Annotated in this window: 17 protein-coding genes; 3 read left to right on the forward strand and 14 right to left on the reverse strand. The window is 70.2% G+C overall.

Features of this window, described 5'->3' with window-relative positions:
• Positions 1-10: 10 nt before the first annotated feature.
• Positions 11-1,177 carry a DNA-processing protein DprA gene (gene dprA / locus C1737_RS10715; RefSeq protein ID WP_067918960.1) on the reverse strand — a complete coding sequence of 389 codons (1,167 nt, stop codon included), beginning with the start codon at positions 1,175-1,177 and terminating at the stop codon, positions 11-13.
• Positions 1,178-1,224: 47 nt separating this feature from the next.
• Here dprA and C1737_RS10720 point away from each other — a divergent pair, with 47 nt between their 5' ends.
• On the forward strand, positions 1,225-1,566 hold the full coding sequence (locus tag C1737_RS10720; RefSeq protein WP_231980411.1) for a DUF4190 domain-containing protein: 342 nt from the start codon (positions 1,225-1,227) through the stop codon (positions 1,564-1,566).
• A gap of 8 nt (positions 1,567-1,574) precedes the next feature.
• Here the strand turns inward: C1737_RS10720 and C1737_RS10725 are convergent, their stop codons facing one another.
• The 4 genes from C1737_RS10725 to C1737_RS10740 form a co-directional block, all read right to left on the reverse strand.
• The gene (locus C1737_RS10725; RefSeq protein WP_102418148.1) at positions 1,575-3,086 is read right to left on the reverse strand and encodes a YifB family Mg chelatase-like AAA ATPase; all 1,512 of its coding nucleotides are present in this window, start codon (positions 3,084-3,086) and stop codon (positions 1,575-1,577) included.
• Positions 3,086-3,463, reverse strand: a complete 378-nt coding sequence (locus C1737_RS10730) for a YraN family protein (RefSeq protein WP_067918973.1) — start codon at positions 3,461-3,463, stop codon at positions 3,086-3,088. Before C1737_RS10730 ends, C1737_RS10725 begins: the two co-directional genes overlap by 1 nt.
• A 113-nt stretch (positions 3,464-3,576) precedes the next feature.
• A complete protein-coding gene (fdhD, locus tag C1737_RS10735; protein WP_102418151.1) occupies positions 3,577-4,395 on the reverse strand; it encodes a formate dehydrogenase accessory sulfurtransferase FdhD in 819 nt (272 codons plus the stop codon).
• Positions 4,396-4,470: 75 nt separating this feature from the next.
• A complete protein-coding gene (locus C1737_RS10740; RefSeq protein ID WP_068096449.1) occupies positions 4,471-5,451 on the reverse strand; it encodes an NAD-dependent epimerase/dehydratase family protein in 981 nt (326 codons plus the stop codon).
• Positions 5,452-5,724: 273 nt separating this feature from the next.
• Here C1737_RS10740 and C1737_RS10745 point away from each other — a divergent pair, with 273 nt between their 5' ends.
• On the forward strand, positions 5,725-6,492 hold the full coding sequence (locus C1737_RS10745) for a GAF and ANTAR domain-containing protein (protein ID WP_067918974.1): 768 nt from the start codon (positions 5,725-5,727) through the stop codon (positions 6,490-6,492).
• 6 nt (positions 6,493-6,498) lie between these two features.
• Here C1737_RS10745 and C1737_RS10750 read toward each other — a convergent pair whose 3' ends face one another.
• From C1737_RS10750 to rplS, 4 genes are all read right to left on the reverse strand, one after another.
• A complete protein-coding gene (locus C1737_RS10750) occupies positions 6,499-6,804 on the reverse strand; it encodes a DUF2469 domain-containing protein (protein ID WP_007171389.1) in 306 nt (101 codons plus the stop codon).
• 4 nt (positions 6,805-6,808) lie between these two features.
• Positions 6,809-7,603: a ribonuclease HII gene (locus tag C1737_RS10755; RefSeq protein ID WP_233214731.1), complete on the reverse strand. Its 795-nt coding sequence runs from the start codon at positions 7,601-7,603 to the stop codon at positions 6,809-6,811.
• 13 nt (positions 7,604-7,616) lie between these two features.
• Positions 7,617-8,507 (reverse strand): signal peptidase I, encoded by an 891-nt coding sequence (gene lepB, locus C1737_RS10760; protein ID WP_067918965.1) that lies wholly within the window; start codon positions 8,505-8,507, stop codon positions 7,617-7,619.
• 69 nt (positions 8,508-8,576) lie between these two features.
• Positions 8,577-8,918 carry a 50S ribosomal protein L19 gene (rplS, locus tag C1737_RS10765; protein WP_007775353.1) on the reverse strand — a complete coding sequence of 114 codons (342 nt, stop codon included), beginning with the start codon at positions 8,916-8,918 and terminating at the stop codon, positions 8,577-8,579.
• A 318-nt stretch (positions 8,919-9,236) separates the two neighbouring features.
• Between rplS and C1737_RS10770 the strand changes: the two genes are divergently transcribed.
• Positions 9,237-10,205 (forward strand): hypothetical protein, encoded by a 969-nt coding sequence (locus C1737_RS10770; protein ID WP_102418154.1) that lies wholly within the window; start codon positions 9,237-9,239, stop codon positions 10,203-10,205.
• Here the strand turns inward: C1737_RS10770 and trmD are convergent.
• The 5 genes from trmD to C1737_RS10795 form a co-directional block, all read right to left on the reverse strand.
• Positions 10,202-10,915: a tRNA (guanosine(37)-N1)-methyltransferase TrmD gene (trmD, locus tag C1737_RS10775; RefSeq protein WP_102418157.1), complete on the reverse strand. Its 714-nt coding sequence runs from the start codon at positions 10,913-10,915 to the stop codon at positions 10,202-10,204. The two genes, C1737_RS10770 and trmD, sit on opposite strands and share 4 nt — an antisense overlap.
• Positions 10,912-11,433 (reverse strand): ribosome maturation factor RimM, encoded by a 522-nt coding sequence (gene rimM, locus C1737_RS10780; RefSeq protein WP_102418159.1) that lies wholly within the window; start codon positions 11,431-11,433, stop codon positions 10,912-10,914. Before rimM ends, trmD begins: the two co-directional genes overlap by 4 nt.
• Before the next feature lie 17 nt (positions 11,434-11,450).
• The gene (locus C1737_RS10785) at positions 11,451-11,693 is read right to left on the reverse strand and encodes an RNA-binding protein (protein ID WP_003878715.1); all 243 of its coding nucleotides are present in this window, start codon (positions 11,691-11,693) and stop codon (positions 11,451-11,453) included.
• 8 nt (positions 11,694-11,701) lie between these two features.
• Positions 11,702-12,223, reverse strand: a complete 522-nt coding sequence (rpsP, locus tag C1737_RS10790; protein ID WP_067918969.1) for a 30S ribosomal protein S16 — start codon at positions 12,221-12,223, stop codon at positions 11,702-11,704.
• Between the two features lie 255 nt (positions 12,224-12,478).
• The gene (locus tag C1737_RS10795) at positions 12,479-12,898 is read right to left on the reverse strand and encodes a nuclear transport factor 2 family protein (RefSeq protein WP_067918970.1); all 420 of its coding nucleotides are present in this window, start codon (positions 12,896-12,898) and stop codon (positions 12,479-12,481) included.
• Positions 12,899-12,902: the final 4 nt, after the last annotated feature.

The raw sequence follows: 12,902 nt of genomic DNA on the forward strand, positions 1-12,902 counted from the left end.
CCCCGGTCGACTATACGAGCCGCGTTGTCGGCGCAGCTTGACCGCCGGCGGCCCGGACAAGGCGCCATCGACCGTCCTGGCGCTGCACCAGCCCGGCCAGCTCCAGGATCGCCAGCGGCCCCAGCACGCGCTCGGGTGCCAGCCCCGACGCGACCGCGAGCTGCTCGACGGTGGCCGCGCCGCGGCCCGGCAGCGCCTCGTAAACCCGGCGCTCGGCGTCGCCGAGCCCGTCGAGCGCGGTAGCGGGGCGTGGTTCGTCGGCCGCCAACTCACCGATGCGGCCGATGAGCTCGACGACGTGGTCGGCCCGGGTCACCAGCTCGGCCCCGCCGCGCAGCAGCGCGTGGCACCCGGCCGACGCCGACGAGGTCACCGGCCCGGGCACGGCGGCCACCGCGCGTCCCAGCGCCCGCGCCCAGGCGGCGGTGTTCGCCGCGCCGCTGCGCAGCCCGGCTTCCACCACCACCGCGGCGCCGGCGACGGCGGCCACCAGGCGGTTGCGGGTCAGGAATCGGTGGCGAGCCGGCCGGACACCGGGCGGGTACTCGGTGAACAGCAGCCCGTGCTGGCCGATGCGATGCAGTAACGCCGAGTGACCGCTCGGATAGGGGACGTCCAGCCCGCCGGCGAGGACGGCCACGGTGATCCCGTCGGCGTTGAGCGCCGCGCGGTGCGCCGCGCCGTCGATGCCGTACGCGCCGCCGGAGACGACGGCGACCTCACGTTGCGCCAGCCCGACGGCCAAGTCGTCGGCCACCTGCTCGCCGTATGCCGTCGCGGCCCGAGTCCCCACCACGGCTGCCGCGCGATGCGCCACCTCGTCGAGCCGGCTGGGGCCCTGCGCCCACAGCACCATCGGCGTCCCGCCGCGCGCCTTGACCGAAGCGCCCCCGAACGCCGCGAATGCCAGCAGCGGCCACTCGTCATCGTCGGGGGTGATCAGGCGTCCGCCACGGTTGGCGAGGAGCTCGAGGTCGGCCGCGGCGCAGTCGATTTCGCGCCTCGCCTCGGTGTGTCGCGCCAGCTCGTCGTCCACCAGGCCGCGGCGCACCCGGTCGGCGGCCTCCACCGGGCCGACGGACCGCACCAGGGCGGTGAGCTGGGCGCACGGCGGCTCGGCCACCCGGGACAGGTATGCCCAAGCGCGCAGCACGGGATCGTCGATAGCGGTCAGCATGGCCGTGTTCGCAGTTCCAAGCATTCGCCAAGGATCCGTTTAGCCGCATGCGCGAACGTGTTGTCGTCGAACCCCATTCGCCATCGCTCAGCCGGCAACGAACGGAGGGAACCGTGATCATCTGCCAGCCGACCCGGCTCGCCGCGCCCGCCCGGCCCGTCAACCCCTGGGCGATCGCGGCGTTCGCCCTGAGCCTGGTCAGCTGGTGCGGGTTGCCCATTCCGATCCTGAGCGGCGCGCTGGCGTCCGTGGCGTTGCGCGATATGGAACACCGCGGCGAAGGCGGTCGCGCGATGGCGCAGTTCGCCCGGGCGTTCGCCATCCTGGTGACCGCGGCGATCGTAGTCCGGGGCGGGCACAACGACTGGCTGACCAGGGCGTACTGGTGATCCGGCGCTCATCGCGCCGCCCCCGACTGCCGGAAGCTGAGCGCGGCCGCGACCTCCTCGGGTCCCGGCGACACCCCGCCGGCGAGGTCGGTCAGGCTCCACGCGACTCGCAGGGTGCGGTCCAGGCCCCGGATGCTGAGCAGCCCCAGGTCCAGCGCCTTCTGCAGTGGGGCCATGGTGGTGTTGCCGGGACGGAACTTTCGGCGCAGCAGCGCCCCGCTCACCTCGGCGTTGGTGCGGAACCCGTACGGTCGCCAGCGCTGGGCCGCCGCCGCACGGGCCTGCGCCACCCGCTGCCGCACCTGTGCCGTCGACTCGGCCTGGACGCCCGAGAAGGCGCCTGCCCGCACCGCATGCATCTGCACCCGCAGGTCGACCCGGTCGAGCAGGGGCCCGGACAACTTCCCCAGGTAGCGGCGCTTGACCGCGGCCGCACAGATGCAGTCCTGCGGGTCGGCGGGCGCGCATGGGCACAGGTTGGCCGCCATCACCAGCTGGAACCGCGCCGGGTAACACGCCACCCCGTCGCGGCGGGCGAGACGAATCTCCCCGTCCTCCAACGGGGTTCGCAACGCCTCCAGCGCACGCACGCTGATCTCCGCGCATTCGTCGAGGAAAAGCACGCCGCGGTGCGCGCGGCTCACGGCGCCCGGGCGCGCCATGCCGGAGCCGCCGCCGACGAGCGCCGCCACGCTGGAGCTGTGATGTGGCGCCACGAACGGCGGGATGGTGATCAGCGGCGTGTCCCCCGACAGCAGGCCGGCCACCGAGTGGATCGCGGTGACCTCCAGTGACTCGCTCTCCGACAGCGGCGGAAGCAGGCCCGGAAGTCGTTGGGCAAGCATCGTTTTCCCGACGCCCGGCGGGCCGGTGAGCATGAGGTGGTGCGCCCCGGCGGCGGCCACCTCCACCGCGAAGCGCGCCTGCGTCTGCCCGACCACCTCAGCGAGATCCACCGAGAGTTCCGGCGCGGTGGCCGTCGCGGTGATCCTTTCCTCCAAAGCGGCCGACGCGCCGAGCCACTTCTGCAACTGCCCCAGCGTGCGCACGCCCCAGACCTCGATGCCGTCAACCAGGCTGGCCTCGGCCAGATTGTCCACCGGGACGACGACGACCGGCCAGCCGTCGCGTTTGGCGGCCAGCACCGCCGGCAGCACGCCGCGCACCGGGCGGACGCGGCCATCCAGCGACAGCTCACCCAGAAGCACCGTCTTCTCCAGGCGCTCCCACGGGTTCTTACGCTGCGCCGACAGGACGGCCGCGGCCAAGGCGATGTCGTAGACCGAGCCCATCTTCGGCAGCGTCGCCGGGGAGAGCGCCAGCGTGAGCCGCGCCATCGGCCAGCTGTTGCCGCAATTGGCCACCGCCGCCCGCACCCGGTCCCGGGACTCCTGCAGGGCGGCGTCGGGCAGACCCACCAGGTGCACGCCCGGCAGACCGGAGGTGATGTCGGCCTCGATCTCCACGATCTGCCCGTCCACCCCGCGCACGGCGACCGAGAAGGCGCGCCCCAGCGCCATCAGCCGATCCCTTGCAGGTGGGTGATTTCCGGGGTGCGGCGGCGCCCGATCCGCACCTGGATCACGTCGATGCGAAGCCCGGCCCAGCGGGTGTCCTGGGCGGCCAGCCACAGCCCGGCCAGCCGGCGCAGCCTGCGCACCTTACGCTCGGTGACCGCGTACGGAAGCCCGCCGTAGCCGTCGCCGGTACGGGTTTTCACCTCGACGAACACCACCGTGCGGGCGGCCTCGTCGCAGGCCACGACGTCGAGTTCGCCGTAGCGGCAGCGCCAGTTGCGGTGCAGCACGCGCAATCCCATCTTCGTCAGATGGTCCACCGCCAGCGCCTCACCCATCGCCCCGAGCTGGACCCGGGTCATCGTCGTTTCGGTCGTCATGGGGCAACTGTGCGCAACGGCCACGACAAGGCCGGCCGCGGCGGCGCCGGCGGGCCCGGCCGGGCGACCGGTTATCCCCAGTGCCGCGTTCATCCACAGCCGGCGGGAAACGACTAGCTGATTCGATCCGCTCGGGTGTAGACGTTCATCGAGTCCTCGCGCAGGAACGCCACCAAAGTGATCCCGGACTCCTCGGCCAACGAGACCGCCAGCGACGACGGCGCGGACACCGCGGCGAGCACCGGAATCCCGGCCAGCACGGCCTTCTGCGTCAGCTCGAAGGAGGCCCGACCACTGACCAGGAGCACCGAGCCCGCCAGCGGGACCCGTCGGTGTTCCAGCGCCCAGCCGATGACCTTGTCGACCGCATTGTGCCTGCCCACGTCCTCGCGCACCACCAGCATGGTGCCGTCGACGCCGAACAGCGCGGCGGCGTGCAGCCCCCCGGTGCTGTCGAAAACCTTTTGCGCCGAACGCAGTTGGGGTGGCATCGCCTTGAGCGTCGCCGCCGCGACGGTGGCGGGATCCGCGCCGGGCGCGAAGCGGCCGACCAACCGCACCGCGTCCAGCGACGCCTTTCCGCACACCCCGCACGACGAGGTGGTGTAGAAGTTGCGGGTGACGTCGAGGGTGGGCGCGGGGACGCCGGCGGCCAGCGTCACGTCGAGGACGTTGTAGGTGTTCGCGCCGTCGACGGCGCCGCCGCAGTACCGGATGGTCTGCACGTCGTCGCGGCCGGCGATGATCCCCTCGGTCAGCAGAAAGCCTTGGGCCAGTTCGAAATCCGCGCCGGGCGTGCGCATCGTCACGGTGACCGCGGCGCCGTTCACCCGGATCTCCAGCGGCTCCTCGACGACGAGCGTCTCCGGCCGGGTGATCGCTTTACCGGCGGAGAGGTGCTTGACCCGCCGGCGTGCGGTTACGTGCCGCACTGGGCGATTTCACCGCCAGCCGGGCGCGCGGCGCAACGCGGGGACATCACGCAGCCAAAGCTACCCTGGTCGACGTCACACCGCCGAAGCCAGCGCCGCCAGGGTTTCCGCCGACGAGTGCAGCGGCCGCCAGCCGAGCTGGGTGCGCGCTTTGGTGGTGTCCATGACCATCGACGTGCGCGCGGTGTGCAGCCACTCCAGCATCGACGGGACCAGCGGGACCCGCGACAGCGCCGCCGACGCGGCGGAGGCGGCGACCGCCGGCACCCGCACAGGACGGCCACCCAGGGCCCGGGCCACGTCGCCGACCGTCACCACACCGTCACCGGCGATGTTGTAGGCGCCGGGCGGCGCCGGGGCGGTGGCCGCCAGCGCGATCGCGCTCGCGACGTCGTCGTGGTGCACCAGCTGCAAGGGAATGCCGGGATCCGGCACGACCGGCTTCAGGATCGGCACCGCCTTGACCACGGCGCGCATCGGGCCGGGCAGCTGGTTCCACGGCATCGCGTCGGCCAGGACGGTGGCGTTGGGCCCCGCGACGATGCACGGCCGCAGCACGAACACCTCGAGCGGCGAGTCCTTCGTGATCTCACCGAGCAGCGCCTCGCACGCCGCCTTCTGCGCGGAGTAGTAGTGCTCGTCGGAGCCTCGCGCCGGGACGTCTTCGGTGAGCGGGTCGGGGTTGTCGGCGTGGTAGCCGTAGGCCGCCACCGACGAGGTGTACACCAGGCGGCGCGTCCGCTCGCTGGCCACGGTCGCCTCGAAGACGTTGCGGGTGCCCTGCAGGTTGATGCGGGCGCTCTCTTCCCGCGAACCCATGATGATGAAAGCCAGGTGGATCACCACGTCGGCCTGTGCCACCAGGGCGTCGACGGCATCGCGATCCAGGATGTCGCCCTGCTGATAGCTGGTCTTCAGCCAGCCGCGCGACGACGGGTCGAACGGCCGGCGCGCCATCCCGACGATGGCGTCCACGGCGGGTTCGCGCTCCAGCGCCGTCACGGCCGACATGCCGATCTCGCCGGTCGGCCCGGTCACCGCGACCGTAATTCCCATCCCAAGGCTCTTGCCCGGCCGGGGCCCGGCGAAACCACGGGTGGGAAACATCACCCCGGGAACGGCGCGGGGTGCCGCCATTTGTGAGCGCAGGACGCGCGGGTACCCGTATTGTCAGCAAATGTTTTCGCCGGCCCGTGGCCGGCAGCCCGGGGCGCGTGGATTTCGGTGCAATCGCACCGAACATCGTGTGAGGCTCGCGCCGAGGACCGATAATCTACGGCGATCAGGCGCGGGGTCATACTGCCGACTGCGCAGGAAATGAGGCACAACATGGGGGACGAATCGACGGCCGACGGCGGCTCGACGCCCGGCGGTGAGAAGGCCGACCCGGGTACCGTTTTCGCCGCGCTGGCCGAGATCATCTACCAGGGCTCCGACGCCGGCCAGATGTATGCGGCCATCTGCGTCGCCGCCACCCTGGTCGTCCCCGGGTGTGACCACGCCAGCCTGTTGGTGCGCGAGGGCGACCGCTACGTCACGGTGGGCGCGAGCGACCGGTTGGCGCAGCACGTCGACGAGCTGGAACGACGTTCGGGGGACGGACCCTGCATCGACGCCATCGAGGAGGAGACGCCCCAGATCGATCCGGACCTCACCACGCCGTCGCTGTGGCCCAAGCTCGCGAAGGTCCTGGTGGCCGAGACCCCGGTGCGCGGGGCGATGGGCTTCCGGCTGCTGATGGACAAGCGCAAGGGCGCCGCGCTCAACCTCTTCAGCGACACTGCCAACGTGTTCGACGCCGAGTCGGCCGGACGCGGGGCGCTGCTGGCCGCGTTCGCCAGCGTGGCCATCAACGCGGTCGCCAAGGGTGAGGACGCCACCAGCCTGCGCCGGGGGCTGCTGAGCAACCGGGAGATCGGTAAGGCGGTCGGCATGTTGATGCTGCTCCACGACATGACCGAGGAGGAGGCGTTCGACCTGCTGCGGCGCCATTCCCAGGCATTGAACATCAAGCTGGCCGATGTGGCGCGGGAGGTCATCGACCGCCGCGGCGAACTGCCGGCCCCGGAGGACAAGCAGGCGGCGGGCGACGGCTAGCGCCGGCTATTCCGGCAGCCGTAGCTCGGGCTTTTCCACCTCTTCGATGTTGACGTCCTTGAACGTCACCACCCGGACCTGTTTGACGAACCGCGCCGGACGGTACATGTCCCACACCCAGGCGTCGGACAGTCGCAGCTCGAAGTACACCTCGCCGTCGGCGTTGCGGGGCACCATCTCCACGCTGTTGGCCAGGTAGAAGCGCCGTTCGGTTTCCACCACGTAGCTGAACTGGCCGACGATGTCCTTGTATTCGCGGTACAGCGAGAGCTCCATCTCGGTTTCGTACTTTTCGAGATCCTCGGCACTCATCTGCTCAGACGTCCTTCTCGGAGAAACACTTCCCCGGCGATCCGCCCGGGGAATCTTCGACCCATCTTTCCTCACCGATATTCGCCGCGCGCGGGCGAGGGTCCGGCCCGCATTCCGCCACCACGCGGCCGCCCGCCGTCTCTGACCCTAGGGCCACCCGCCGCACATTGATGAACGAATGGCGATGTTCGGGGCAGGGACCCAGCCGGGTGAGGGCCGCGCTGTGCGCCGGTGTGCCGTAGCCCTTGTGCTCGGCGAAGCCGTACCCCGGGTGCTCGGCGTCCATGGCCACCATCAGCCGGTCCCGGCTCACCTTCGCCAGCACGCTGGCCGCGGCGATGCACGCCGCCACCGCGTCGCCGCCGATCACCGGCAGCGACGGCACCGGCAGGCCGGGCACCCGGAATCCGTCGCTGAGCACATACCCGGGCCGCAGCGACAGGCCGGCCACGGCGCGGCGCATGCCTTCGATGTTGGCGACGTGCACGCCGCGCCGGTCGACTTCGGCCGGCGGGATGAACACCACGTGGTAGGCCAGCGCGCAACGCCGGATCAACGGGAACAGCTTCTCCCGGGCGCTCTCGGTGAGCTTCTTCGAGTCATCAAGCGCGGCAAGGCTTTCCAACCGCCCCTGCCCGAGCACGCAGGCCGCCACCACCAGTGGGCCCGCGCAGGCGCCGCGGCCGACTTCGTCCACGCCGGCCACCGGCCCCAGACCGCTGCGGTACAGGGCGGACTCCAGGGTGCGCAATCCGGACGACTTGCGGATCACCGTCCGCGGCGGCCACGTCCGGGTCATGGTCGCGCCATGGCTACTGATGTTGCTGCGGGTTCACCGAAGACACGCCACCCCATCGTCCCGGCGGCCACACGATGAACCTCGCCTTGCCGATCACGTTGGACACGGGAACCGTTCCCGACGTCGGATCGCCCGTGCACAACACCCCTTTGAGCGCCTCAGCCGGGACGCTGGTGCAGTGGGCACGCGAATCCGCGGAGTGCGTCCTGTTGTCACCCATCACCCACAGCCGCCCCTGCGGGACGGTGACCGGCCCGAACTCGCTGCCCAGGCACGGGTAGACCGCGGGGTCGGCCATCATGGTGGCCGGGTCCAGGTAGGGCTCCTTGAGCGGCTTGCCGTCGACCGTCAGACCGGTGTCCGCCCGGCACTGCACCGTCTGCCCACCGACCGCGATGACCCGCTTGACCAAGTCGTTCTCGTCGGGAGGCACGAAGCCGATGAAGGACAGCGCGTCCTGCGCCCAGCGCAGGACGGTGTTGTTGGACCGGATCGACTTGTACCCGAGGTTCCAGGAGGGCGGTCCCTTGAAGACGATGACATCGCCCGGCCGCGGTGCGCCGAAGCGATAGCTGACCTTGTCGACCATGATCCGGTCGCCTACGCAGCCGGCGCACCCGTGCAGCGTCGGCTCCATCGATTCCGACGGGATCAGGTAGGGCCGGGCAACGAACGTCAACATGACGTAGTAGAGCCCCACCGCGATCACCGCCAGGAGCGCGAATTCCCGCAAAGTGGATCGCTTGGCGCGCTCCGGCGCGCCGTCCTCGGTCGCCTCCCCCGGCTCGGGGAGCGGTTCGGCGTCCTTCGACGACTCGCCTTCGGGCGTGTCCGGGATGCGGGTGGAGACCTTCGGCTCTGACTGGGCGGACTGGGGCTCAGATGAGTCCGTGGGATCGGTCACGAGATCAGAGTAGCCAGCGCAGATTGTGACGCTGTAAACCGACCGGAACTGCCGCCCGGCCGCCCCGGCTCAGCGCTTTTCCTTGATCTTGGCCTTCTTGCCGCGAAGCTCACGCAGGTAGTAGAGCTTCGCGCGGCGGACATCGCCACGGGTCACCACCTCGATGTGGTCGATGTTCGGGGAATGCACCGGGAAGGTCCGCTCGACGCCGACGCCGTAGCTCTCCTTGCGCACGGTGAAGGTTTCGCGGATGCCGCCGCCCTGCCGGCGGATCACCACGCCCTTGAACACCTGGATACGCTCCTTGGCGCCCTCGATGACCTTGACGTGCACGTTGATGGTGTCGCCCGGGCCGAAAACCGGGATGTCGTCGCGCAGCGACGCTTGGTCGACGAAGTCCAGGCGGTTCATCGTAAGAAGACACTTCCTTGCGGTCGCGGCCTGCGGCAACAGCCCTCACCGCGAGGGTGAGCGGTCGCCAAGCCGATGGTTTTGGGCAACTTGCGCGTATCTCGCAGCAGGCGGGAAGCGGCCCGGCCGGCCTGCAACCGCTGGAGACAACTGGTCAATTGTGCCAGACGGGACGCGTGCGGAGAAAATCACAGGACCGGACGCGGTTCGCAGCGAGCCGAAAGGGCTGGTGAATGGTACATATGAGCTGGGCTGGAACGCGCTGACCGCGCGATTCGGGCCCGCGTTCGAGCAGCTTGGGAACACCGGAGGAGAGGAATGCGCGTTCGGCCGCTGTTTCTGCTCACCGCCACCGCGGCGGTGGCGTTGGTGGTGGCCGCCGGATGCGAGGCGAAGGTCCAGGCCAAGGCATACAACTTCCCGGTGTACGTCACCCCCGACCGCGGACTGCGCCAACCTCCCCCGCAGGTGGCCGAGCTGATGCTCGAGGCGGCCAAGCCCACCCAACCCGAACAGCAACCGACCGCCGCGGGCCCCGTGGGCCTGCAGGCGCGGGTGCAGCGGGCCACCGACGAGGCCGCCGCCGGCGGAGCCGCGCTGTCGGTGGCGATCCTCGACCGCAAGACCCACGAACTGGTCTCCACCGGCAACAGCCAGGTCATCGGCACCGCGTCGGTGGCCAAGCTGTTCATCGCCGACGACCTGCTGCTGCACGAATCCCAGGGCAAGGCCGCGCTGAGCGCGGACGACCGGCAGGCGCTGGACATCATGTTGCAGTCGTCCGACGACGGCGCGGCCGAGAGGTTCTGGGCCCAGGGCGGCGAGAACGCCATCGTCGCCGCGGTCGCGGCCCGCTACGGGCTCACCTCGACGACCCCGCCCAGCGACGGACGCTGGTGGAACACGATGAGCTCGATGACCGACCTGATCCGCTACTACGAGATGCTGCTCGACGGATCGGGCGGGCTGCCGGCCGACAAGGCGAAGGTCATCGTCGACGACCTGGCGCAGTCCACCCCGAATGGGCTCGACGGTTACCCGCAGCGCTTCGGCATCCCCGACGGGCTGTATGCCGAACCGGTGGCGGTCAAGCAGGGCTGGATGTGCTGCATCGGCAGCGACTGGATGCACCTGTCGACGGGGGTGATCGGCGCGGACCGTCGCTACATCATGGTGGTGCAGTCTTTGCAGCCCTCCGACGACGCCACCGCCCGCGAGACCATCACCCGTGCGGTCAAGACGATATTTCCCGAGGGCCGCATCGATCCGCTGCGGCGCGGGCTCTAGTCGTCGCCGGGCTCTAGTCCGGGCGAGTCCAGCAGCTCCGGGCGCCGTTCACGGGTGCGCTGCAGTGAGACCTCCCGGCGCCATGCGGCGACGCGCGCGTGGTCGCCGGACAACAGCACCTCGGGAACATCGAGCCCGCGCCAGCTCGGCGGCCGGGTATAGCTGGGCCCCTCCAGCAGCCGGTCCAGGGCCGGCGAGTGCGAATCCTGCAGGTGCGACGCCGGGTTGCCGAGCACCCCTTCGAGCAGGCGCACCACGGCTTCGATCATCACCACGGCCGCCGACTCGCCACCCGGCAGGACGTAGTCGCCGATCGAGACCTCCTCGACCCGCATCCGCCGGGCGGCGTCGTCGATGACCCGCTGGTCGATGCCCTCGTAGCGGCCGCACGCGAACACCAGGTGCTCCTCGGCACTCCAACGCTGCGCGTCCGCCTGGGTGAACAACGCACCGGCGGGCGTGGGGACGACCAAAACGGTTTGCTCCGAACAGATTTCGTCCAGCGCCTCGCCCCACACCGGCGCCTTCATCACCATCCCGGGGCCACCGCCATAGGGTGCGTCGTCGACGGAGCGGTGCACGTCGTGTGTCCACCGGCGCAGGTCGTGCACCCGCAGGTCGACCAGGCCGGACTGAATCGCCTTGCCGGGCAAGGATTGCCGTAACGGATCCAAGAAGGCCGGGAAGATGGTGACGACGTCGATCCTCATGCCAGGTCCAGCAGGCCCTCGGGGGGATCGATCTCCACGACGTGATCGTCGAGCGACACCGACGTGACGATCGCGCCGACGAACGGCACCAGCACCTCGCCGCCGTCGCCCCGGCGCACCGCCAGCAGCTCCCCGGCCGCCGTGTGCAACACCTCGGCGACGACGCCGACATCCTGGCCCGTCACTGTCCGCACGCGCAGCCCTTCGAGCTGGTGGTCGTAGTAGGTGTCCGGCTCGTCGATCGGGGGCAGGTCGGCGGAGTCGACGACGAACAGGGTGCCGCGCAGGGCGTCGGCGGCGTCACGGTCGGTCACCCCGGCCAATCGCACCAGCAGCCGCCCACCGTGTTCGCGCACGCTCTCCACGACGAAGTCGCGTTCCGCGCCACCGCGGGATGCCTTGCCGCGCAAGGTGTTACCCGGCGCGAACCGGGAGTCGGGGTCGTCGGTGCGGACCTCGACGACGAGCTCGCCGCCGATCCCGTGCGCTTTCGCGACGCGCCCGACGGTCAACTCCAACGGAGTTCCATTCCCGGCTACTGGTCGGTGTCCACCACGTCGACGCGGATGCCGCGGCCACCGATGCCGGCGACCAGGGTGCGCAGGGCGGTCGCGGTGCGCCCGCCGCGGCCGATCACCTTGCCCAGGTCGTCGGGGTGGACGTGCACCTCGACAGTTCGGCCACGGCGGCTGGTCACCATGTCCACCCGGACATCGTCGGGGTTGTCGACAATTCCGCGGACCAGATGCTCCACCGCGTCAACGACGACCGTACTCATCGCCGCGGTCAGCTCTCGGTGCTCGGCGCGGCCGGCTCGCCGCCCTCGGCAGTCGTCTCCGCGGGCGCGGCCTCGGCGGCGGCCTCCGGCTCAGCGGCGGCCTCCGGCTCGGCGGCCTTGGCGGCCTTCTTCGCCCCTGAAGTTGAAGCCTTCTTCTTGGGCTTGGCGGCCTCGGTGGTGGGACCGCCCTCGGCCTCGGCCAGCGCGGCGTTGAACAGCTCGAGCTTGCTGGGCTTGGGCGGGGCGACCTTCAGGGAGCCCTCGGCGCCGGGCAGGCCCTTGAACTTCTGCCAGTCGCCGGTGATCTTCAGCAGCTTGAGGACGGGCTCGGTGGGCTGGGCACCGACGGACAGCCAGTACTGGGCGCGCTCGGAGTTGATCTCGATGAGGCTCGGCTCTTCCTTCGGGTGGTAGCGGCCGATGACCTCGATGGAGCGGCCTTCGCGGCGGGTCCGCGCGTCGGCGACGGCGATGCGGTACTGGGGATTGCGGATCTTGCCGAGGCGGGTGAGCTTGATCTTCACAGCCATGGTTGAGCGGATTCTCCTGTATGTGTCACGCTGCAATTCAGCGATGCGGGCGGGATGCCCGGATCCGGTTTTGCCTCGCGTGTGTGACCACGAAGCGATGCGTGATCGCTCGGCGGACAGCCGCCCATTGTGCCAGAACAGGCCGCCACGCCAGAAATCGCGGCGCTCGCGCCCAGATTGCCGTCATGGTCGTGTTCGGGGGCCGAGGCGCAACCCCGGTGGCAATCTCGGCGACAGCCGCGGCGGTCCGCCGCGCTACATCACCTTCTGGAAGACCTTGGTCTCCACCCGCCGGGTCATCCGCCAACCCTGCGGCGTGCGCACGAACTCGTCGTCGTACCAGAGCCCGCAGAACAACACCTGATCCTTGTCGCCACCGAGCACCATCGGGTTGAAGCAGATCACCCGCGACGACGCCGTGTCGCCGTCGATACGCACCGAGAAGTTGCCCAGCATGTGCGCGTACACCGGAAAGTTCGGCAGCACCTCCGACAGCCACTTCTTGACCTCGGGATAGTGGCCCTCGATGCCCCCGAGCGCGGTGTAGTCGATGTACGCGTCGTCGGTGAACACCTTGTCGAGGTCGTCGAATCGGCGCTGGTCAATGGCAGTGGAATAGTCCACGAGAAGTTGCTGGATCTCTAAGCGGTCGGAAATCTCGGCCAGGCTCAACATGCAT

This window comes from Mycobacterium sp. 4858 (assembly GCF_900240975.1).
Taxonomy (GTDB): Bacteria; Actinomycetota; Actinomycetes; order Mycobacteriales; family Mycobacteriaceae; genus Mycobacterium.

Excerpts from the sequence above, each read along its gene's own strand:
- dprA (WP_067918960.1), bottom strand. The coding sequence starts at position 1,177 with ATGCTGACCGCTATCGACGATCCCGTGCTGCGCGCTTGGGCATACCTG.
- C1737_RS10720 (WP_231980411.1), top strand. The coding sequence starts at position 1,225 with ATGCGCGAACGTGTTGTCGTCGAACCCCATTCGCCATCGCTCAGCCGG.
- C1737_RS10725 (WP_102418148.1), bottom strand. The coding sequence starts at position 3,086 with ATGGCGCTGGGGCGCGCCTTCTCGGTCGCCGTGCGCGGGGTGGACGGG.
- C1737_RS10730 (WP_067918973.1), bottom strand. The coding sequence starts at position 3,463 with ATGACGACCGAAACGACGATGACCCGGGTCCAGCTCGGGGCGATGGGT.
- C1737_RS10740 (WP_068096449.1), bottom strand. The coding sequence starts at position 5,451 with ATGGGAATTACGGTCGCGGTGACCGGGCCGACCGGCGAGATCGGCATG.
- C1737_RS10745 (WP_067918974.1), top strand. The coding sequence starts at position 5,725 with ATGGGGGACGAATCGACGGCCGACGGCGGCTCGACGCCCGGCGGTGAG.
- C1737_RS10750 (WP_007171389.1), bottom strand. The coding sequence starts at position 6,804 with ATGAGTGCCGAGGATCTCGAAAAGTACGAAACCGAGATGGAGCTCTCG.
- C1737_RS10755 (WP_233214731.1), bottom strand. The coding sequence starts at position 7,603 with ATGACCCGGACGTGGCCGCCGCGGACGGTGATCCGCAAGTCGTCCGGA.
- rplS (WP_007775353.1), bottom strand. The coding sequence starts at position 8,918 with ATGAACCGCCTGGACTTCGTCGACCAAGCGTCGCTGCGCGACGACATC.
- C1737_RS10770 (WP_102418154.1), top strand. The coding sequence starts at position 9,237 with ATGCGCGTTCGGCCGCTGTTTCTGCTCACCGCCACCGCGGCGGTGGCG.
- trmD (WP_102418157.1), bottom strand. The coding sequence starts at position 10,915 with ATGAGGATCGACGTCGTCACCATCTTCCCGGCCTTCTTGGATCCGTTA.
- C1737_RS10785 (WP_003878715.1), bottom strand. The coding sequence starts at position 11,693 with ATGAGTACGGTCGTCGTTGACGCGGTGGAGCATCTGGTCCGCGGAATT.
- rpsP (WP_067918969.1), bottom strand. The coding sequence starts at position 12,223 with ATGGCTGTGAAGATCAAGCTCACCCGCCTCGGCAAGATCCGCAATCCC.
- C1737_RS10795 (WP_067918970.1), bottom strand. The coding sequence starts at position 12,898 with ATGTTGAGCCTGGCCGAGATTTCCGACCGCTTAGAGATCCAGCAACTT.